Origin of the sequence: Pseudomonas sp. HMWF006 (assembly GCF_003061205.1) — a bacterium.
Taxonomy (GTDB): domain Bacteria; phylum Pseudomonadota; class Gammaproteobacteria; order Pseudomonadales; family Pseudomonadaceae; genus Aquipseudomonas; species Aquipseudomonas monsensis.
The window spans coordinates 5,770-12,966 of sequence record NZ_QAIU01000353.1; the positions used below are offsets into that span (position 1 = coordinate 5,770).

Annotated in this window: 5 protein-coding genes and 1 pseudogene; 4 read left to right on the forward strand and 2 right to left on the reverse strand. The window is 59.9% G+C overall.

What is annotated here, in order from left to right; all coding sequences use genetic code 11:
• Nucleotides 1-428 (forward strand): GGDEF domain-containing protein (locus DBR24_RS32190; RefSeq protein ID WP_256591481.1); only part of this gene is annotated, 428 nt, incomplete at its 5' end.
• Nucleotides 429-436: 8 nt separating this feature from the next.
• A complete protein-coding gene (locus DBR24_RS14450; RefSeq protein ID WP_128615103.1) occupies nucleotides 437-931 on the forward strand; it encodes a PaaI family thioesterase in 495 nt (164 codons plus the stop codon).
• Nucleotides 932-1,160: 229 nt separating this feature from the next.
• Here DBR24_RS14450 and DBR24_RS14455 read toward each other — a convergent pair whose 3' ends face one another.
• Entirely contained in the window at nucleotides 1,161-3,365 is a 2,205-nt protein-coding gene (locus tag DBR24_RS14455; RefSeq protein ID WP_128615104.1) for an OsmC domain/YcaO domain-containing protein, read from the reverse strand.
• 221 nt (nucleotides 3,366-3,586) lie between these two features.
• Between DBR24_RS14455 and DBR24_RS14460 the strand changes: the two genes are divergently transcribed.
• Nucleotides 3,587-6,199 (forward strand): EAL domain-containing protein, encoded by a 2,613-nt coding sequence (locus DBR24_RS14460; protein ID WP_128615105.1) that lies wholly within the window; start codon nucleotides 3,587-3,589, stop codon nucleotides 6,197-6,199.
• 50 nt (nucleotides 6,200-6,249) lie between these two features.
• Here DBR24_RS14460 and DBR24_RS14465 read toward each other — a convergent pair whose 3' ends face one another.
• The gene (locus tag DBR24_RS14465) at nucleotides 6,250-6,465 is read right to left on the reverse strand and encodes a hypothetical protein (RefSeq protein WP_128615106.1); all 216 of its coding nucleotides are present in this window, start codon (nucleotides 6,463-6,465) and stop codon (nucleotides 6,250-6,252) included.
• 263 nt (nucleotides 6,466-6,728) lie between these two features.
• Between DBR24_RS14465 and DBR24_RS14470 the strand changes: the two are divergent.
• A pseudogene (locus tag DBR24_RS14470) lies at nucleotides 6,729-7,197 on the forward strand (Suppressor of fused protein (SUFU)); the annotation flags it as partial.

Here is a 7,197-nt window from a genome sequence, read left to right on the forward strand (position 1 = left end):
CCTCGCCCGAATGCCCCGGCGCCCTGCTGCTGATCGACATCGACAACTTCAAACTGGTCAACGACCAGTACGGCCACACCGCCGGCGACCGATTGCTGATCGCCTTGAGCGAGATGATCCGGTCGCTGCTGCCACGCCATGCGCTGACGGCGCGACTGGGCGGCGACGAGTTCGTCATTTTGCTAAATGATGCTTCCGGCGAACGCGTCGTCGAACTGGGCAACGCCCTGCGTGAACAGTTTCTCGGCATGACTTCACAGACTTTCCCCACGCCCGCGGCGGTCACGCTGAGCATCGGCGCCAACCTGTTCGAACAGCCACCCGCCAGCCTTACCGCGCTGATCGAACAAGGCGACGCCGCACTCTACGAATCCAAACGCGGCGGGCGCAATCGCCTGCGTCTGACCGGGCTTCCCACTCCAGGATGAGCAATCCCATGTCTGAACTCGACACCCCCCTGCAAGACCTCGCGGCCCCCGAAGGCGTCTGCTACGGCTGCGGTGACCGCAACCCCCACGGCCTGCACATCAAAAGCCGCTGGCATGCAGACGGTGTGCACGTGCTCGCCGAACATGTGCCGGACGCCAGATACTGCGGCTGGCCGGACCTGGTCTACGGCGGATTGATTGCGATGCTGGTCGACTGCCATTCCAACTGGACGGCGATGGCCTACCACTACCGCACGGAAAACCGCGAACCCGGCAGCCTGCCGCGCATCGACTGCGTGACCGGCAACCTCGGCATCAAATTCATCAAGCCAACACCGATGGGCGTACCGCTGAGTTTGCGAGCGAAAGTCGAGGGTGACGTCGGGCGCAAGACCCGGGTGATATGCGAGGTGTATGCGGGGGATGTGCTGACAGCGGTGGGCGATTCGGTGTTTGTGCGGGTGGATACGGGGGCATTGGCCAACGCCGCGCACGGTCGATAAAAGCTGGCGAAACCTGCCGGTATTGGCGAACCGTCCACAACAGGCGTCGTCAACTACACAACGCTCGCGATCGGCGAGCGTCATTTAAGAAAACGTGGGAGAACAGCAACCACGGCGTGACCGTTTGTTGAACCCAATCAGACTTCAGTCAATCAGTTAAGCCGCAAACCTGTGCCGAGCTGGAAAGCTCCTCGTCACAGGTTTTCTGCTCAAGCCTGGATGACAACTGTCATCCAGTTAGACCTGCCACATTCGCCCGCGCCGAATGCAGCTTCTTGTAGCTCTCGATCAAACGCAAATGCCGATCCAGCCCTTCCAGCTTCATGCTGGTCGGCGTCAACCCGTAGAACCGCACGCTGCCGTTGACCGAACCAATCGCTGCGTCCATACGCTCATCACCGAACATGCGGCGGAAGTTGGCTTCGTAGTCTTCCAGCTGCAGATCCTCGTCCAGTTCCATCTCCAGCACGACGTTGACGGCTTGATAGAACAAGCCGCGTTCGACGGTGTTGTCGTTGTACTGCAGGAAGGCTTCGACCAGATCCTTGGCCTGTTCGAATTTCTGCAGGGCGAGGTAGATCAGCAGGCGCAGTTCGAGGATGGTCAGTTTGCCCCACGGCGTGTTGTCGTCGAACTCGATGCCGATCAGGGTGGTGATGTCGGTGTAATCGTCCTGTTCGCTGTTTTCCAGGCCTTGGGCGAGGTTGCGCAGGCCGACTTTGCTCAGGTTGTGCAGGTTGAGGATGTCGGCGCGAAATTGCAGGGCTTTGTTGGTGTTGTCCCAGATCAGGTCTTCGACCGGGTAGATCTCCGAGTAGTCCGGCACCAGAATGCGGCAGGCCTTGGCACCGATGTGCTCGTAGACGGCCATGTAGACTTCCTTGCCCATGTCTTCGAGGATGCCGAACAGGGTCGCGGCTTCTTCGGCGTTGGTGTTTTCGCCATCGCCTGAGAAGTCCCACTCGACGAATTCGAAGTCCGGTTTAGCACTGAAGAAGCGCCACGACACCACACCGCTGGAGTCGATGAAGTGCTCGACGAAGTTGTTCGGCTCGGTCACGGCCTGCCCGGAGAAGGTCGGCTGCGGCAAGTCGTTCAAACCTTCGAAACTGCGGCCCTGCAGCAACTCGGTCAGGCTGCGTTCCAGCGCCACTTCCAGGCTCGGGTGTGCGCCGAACGAGGCAAACACGCCGCCGGTGCGCGGGTTCATCAGGGTCACGCACATCACCGGGAACTCACCGCCCAGCGACGCATCCTTGACCAGCACCGGGAAGCCCTGCTCTTCCAGGCCCTTGATGCCGGCGAGGATGCTCGGGTATTTCTCCAGCACCTCTTGCGGCACATCCGGCAGGGCCATTTCGCCTTCAAGGATTTCGCGCTTGACCGCGCGCTCAAAGATTTCCGACAGGCACTGCACCTGTGCTTCGGCAAGGGTGTTGCCAGCGCTCATGCCGTTGCTGAGGTAGAGGTTTTCGATGAGGTTGGACGGGAAGTACACCACTTCATTGTCCGACTGACGCACAAACGGCAGCGAGCAGATGCCACGCTGGGTGTTGCCTGAGTTGGTGTCGTACAGGTGCGAACCGCGCAACTCGCCATCGCGGTTGTAAATCTTCAGGGTGTATTCGTCGAGGATTTCGGCCGGTAGCTCGTCTTGCGGGCCGGGCTTGAACCATTGCTCGTCCGGGTAATGCACGAACTCGGCATTGGCGATCTCTTCGCCCCAGAACTGGTCGTTGTAGAAGAAGTTGCAGTTCAAGCGCTCGATGAATTCGCCCAGTGCCGACGCCAGGGCGCCTTCCTTGGTCGCGCCCTTGCCGTTGGTGAAGCACATCGGCGAATGCGCATCGCGGATATGCAGCGACCAGACATTGGGCACGATGTTGCGCCACGAGGCGATTTCAATCTTCATGCCCAGGTCGGCCAGGATGCCCGACATGTTGGCGATGGTCTGTTCCAGCGGCAGGTCCTTGCCGGCAATGCAGGTGCCGGCCTCGGAGCCCGCATGCGGCATCAGCAAGGCCTGGGCATCGGCGTCGAGGTTCTCGACTTCCTCGATCACGAACTCGGGGCCGGTCTGCACGACCTTCTTCACTGTGCAGCGGTCGATCGACCGCAGAATGCCCAGACGATCCTTCTCGGAGATGTCTGCCGGCAACTCGACCTGGATCTTGAAGATCTGGTTGTAGCGGTTTTCCGGGTCGACGATGTTGTTCTGCGACAGGCGAATGTTTTCCGTGGGGATGTTGCGCGTGTCGCAGTACAACTTCACGAAGTAAGCCGCGCACAACGCCGACGACGCCAGAAAGTAGTCGAACGGCCCCGGTGCCGAGCCATCGCCCTTATAGCGAATGGGCTGATCAGCGATCACCGTGAAGTCGTCGAACTTGGCTTCAAGTCGAAGGTTGTCGAGAAAATTGACCTTGATTTCCATGCGGGATTACCAGAATACGGCTAAACGAATGGCGGCCATTATCCGGTTTTTACGCGGGAAGTCTTGTGCTTTCGGGAATCGCCGCTGATCGGCAAGCCGCTGTTGAAGAGGCAAATTGCGCCGTCTTCACTACGCTTTTGAGGACAGTGCGTAGAAGAGTCGGAACATTGCGTGCGCGCCATTGTTCTAGATTCAGAAGACTGCGGATCAAGGACGAGCACATGGATATTTCCAGTTATGCGGCGCCCCTTCCACCCCGGCAAAACGCCGTGACCCGGCGCCTGGCCATCGCTGTCGGCGCGCTGTTCGTCGCCGGCGTGATCGCCGCGAGCGTTGCCTTGCTCGGCATCGCCAATCGTCTCGACACCGAAGAAATCAGCAAAACCCGGTTTTACTCGGCCCGCGCCCTGGAAAACCGCATGACCGCGTCGAAGAACTACATCTCCAGTTACGCCAACTGGACCACCGCCTATGAACATCTGAGCAACCCGGTGGATATCAACTGGGCGTTCACTGAGCAGAACGTCGGCAAAACCCTGTTCACCAATGACGGCTATGACGGCGTGTTCGTCCTCGACCGCGAGCGTACCCGGTATGCGGTAGTGCGCGGCCAATTGCTCGACAGCGACGTCTCCGAATTTCTGCAAATCCCCGCCGCAACGCTGGTCGAACAGGTGCAGGGCCAGAGCGACTTGAGCATTCCCGTCAGCGTTTACTCGTTGTTCGAAGGCTGGCCGGCGCTGGTGTCGGCGGCGGCGATCATTCCCAATGATGCGCGGCCGTTGGGCGATCCACGGAAAACCTCGGTGTTGGTGTTTGTCGACAAACTCACCCCGACCAAACTGCGCGCGCTCGGCAGCGGCTATGGCTTGAGCAATCTGACCCTCGCCCCGGATGAAACGCTGGCCCGGGACCGGCCCAGGGTGGCGCTGGACAACACCGGTTACAGCCTGATCGCCGATCTGGAGCAACCCGGTCAGCGCTTGTTGTGGTCATTGTTGCCCCCCCTCGGCGTGACCATGCTGGTGCTGATGCTGCTCACCGCGTATTTCTTTCGCCATGCGTTGCGCTCCTCGCAATATGTCGACCAAAGCTTTGCCGTGATGCAAGCATCGAACCTCGCACTTGAAAACGCCAATCGCGGACTGGAAGCCAGTGAGGAACGTTTTCGGGCGGTGGCGGAAGCCGCGTCGGACTGGATCTGGGAAGTCGACCGGGCGCTGTCGCTGACTTATCTATCGGCGCGGTTCAGCGAAGTGACCGGTTATCCGCAGGATTTTTGGCTAGGCCAGGATATCGGCCAACTGCTGTTCTGCGACACCACTCCGCTGGAACTGTGGCTGCGGGCACTGACCGAGCAAACCAATACCAGCGACCTGCGTTGCACCTACCGCGATCACTCCGGCGAGCAACGTCATTGCCGACTTTCCGCACGGCCGATCTTCGACCAGCACGCCGTTGTCGGGTATCGCGGCACCGCCAGTGACATCACTGACGAAGTGGCCGCCCATGCGCAGATCCAGCACCTGTCCCTGCACGATGCGCTGACCGGCCTGCCCAACCGCAACAAACTGGCGCGCTATCTGGATGACGCGCTGCTGCTCAAGGAGCACGCCCCGGCCCTGTCGCTGCTGATGATCGACCTCGACAACTTCAAGCCGATCAACGATTCACTCGGGCATCCGGCGGGCGACGCCGTGCTGCAAGAGGTCGCCACGCGTCTGCGCGAAAGCACCCGCGACAATGACATCGTCGCCCGGCTCGGTGGCGACGAGTTCATCGTGGTGCTCAACGGCATGGACAGCCACGCTGAAATCGACAAATTCTGCACGCGCCTGATCGGCAGCCTGCATCAACCGGTGGTCTTCGAGCACCATCCGCTGCACATCGGCGCCAGCATCGGCATCGCCCTCAGCCGTCGCCACGGATACGTGCCCGGCGACCTGATCCGCTACGCCGACATCGCTCTGTATCAGGCCAAGTCCGAGGGCAAGAACACCTGGTGTTATTTCGAAGCGCACATGAGCGACCAGATCCAGACCCGCCGGCAAATGGAAAATGACCTGCGCCATGCGCTCAAACACAACGAGTTCGTCCTGCACTATCAGCCGCGCTACAAGGTCGACGGCAAGCAGATCGTCTCGGTCGAGGCACTGGTGCGCTGGCAGCACCCGACTCAGGGGTTGCTCGGACCGGATGTGTTTATTGCCCTGGCGGAACAGACCGATCTGATCGTCCCGCTTGGCCGCTGGGTCTTACGCGAAGCCTGCGAAACCGCGCTGGCCTGGCCGCCGGACATTCTGCTGTCGGTCAACCTGTCGCCGGCGCAGTTTGCCGTCAGCGACGTGGTCGAGGATGTCCGCGAAATACTGGTCGAAACCCGCTTCCCGGCCAGTCGCCTGGAACTGGAGATCACCGAAAACGTGATGCTCAACGACACCGACTGCGCGTTGACCACCATGAATGCGCTCAAGGAACTGGGCGTGCGCCTGAACATGGACGATTTCGGCACCGGCTACTCATCCCTCGGCTATCTGCGCGCCTATCCGTTCGACGGAATCAAGATCGACAAGCGTTTCATTGCCTCGATCAGCAGCGGTGCCAACGATCGCGCAGTGGTGCAGGCCATCATCGGCCTGGGCAAAGCCATGGGCCTGACGGTGACCGCCGAAGGCGTCGAGACCGAGGAACAACTGGCGATACTCGGCAAGGATCAATGCAATGAAGTGCAGGGTTACTTCATGAGCCGGCCGATCGACAAAGTGGCGTTTGCGCAGCTGCTGCAAATGTCCAGAACAGACCAGCCAGCCCACAAAAAAGGCCGCGTCACCTGAGCGGCCACTCACTGTGTCTGTCGAATAACGCAGACCCTGCAGGTGTGCGCTCAACCCTCTGTGCGCGGCGTATTGCGAGTGAACACGCTACCGGCATCACGCACCAGTTGCCGCCACTCGGCACTGGTGATCAGGCCCTGCTCCTCCATTTCATCGGCTGCCTTGAGCAACTCGTCGTACTGCTGCTCCGGGTCCAGGCGCATTTGCGCCTGTGTCGCCAGTTTGCGCCATGCCGCGAGGGATGCCTGTTTTTGCTGATTGAACATAAACGTGTTCTCGTGAAGGACTCCCTTGGTAGAAAGACGCGAGATCACCGAGGTTCAGCGCGGGCGACGGATGGAAGCGCTGCCGGACAAATTCTCTGCGCCACGCGCTTCAAGCAACATCGCGCCCGAGGGTTTTGGAGTCTTTGTGGCGAATTCCGCCTACCGACTGATTACAGGCAATTGGCCAATCCATGTGATCCGATGCGAGAATCTGCCGGATCCTGCCATGCGGCAAAATCATCACGATGACGCAAGGAACGCCTGTGCAATTTTTTAAAAAACTCTTCGCTTCACGGAAAACACCGGTCACTGAATCTGCTCCAGCACTGGAACATACAGAGGAACTCTACGAAACCTTCTCTTATGACGACCTGAGCGAGGCAGAAAAGGCCAACCTGGCCCTGCGAGAGGCCAGTCAGAAATGCCTGGACCGGCACTGGAACAGCGTCGGCGTCAGTGAAAGCGATGTTCTGGGCTACGCGATCAGCCCGAGTTTGATGGGCGGCCCGGACTGGCCATCGACCCGTCAGGCGTATCGTGTGGTGCGTCGAGCCGATTCGATCATCCTCGCTACCGAAGGCATGTCGGACCCGTTCGACGGTGTCGAAGGCCTGGGCAACGGTTTTGAAATGGAATTGTTCATCGAAACCGCAGATATCCCCGAACATGCACGCGGTGCCACGGGCGACGTTTATCCACTCACACGCAGCTGGGCTTTCGAATTGTTGAAAC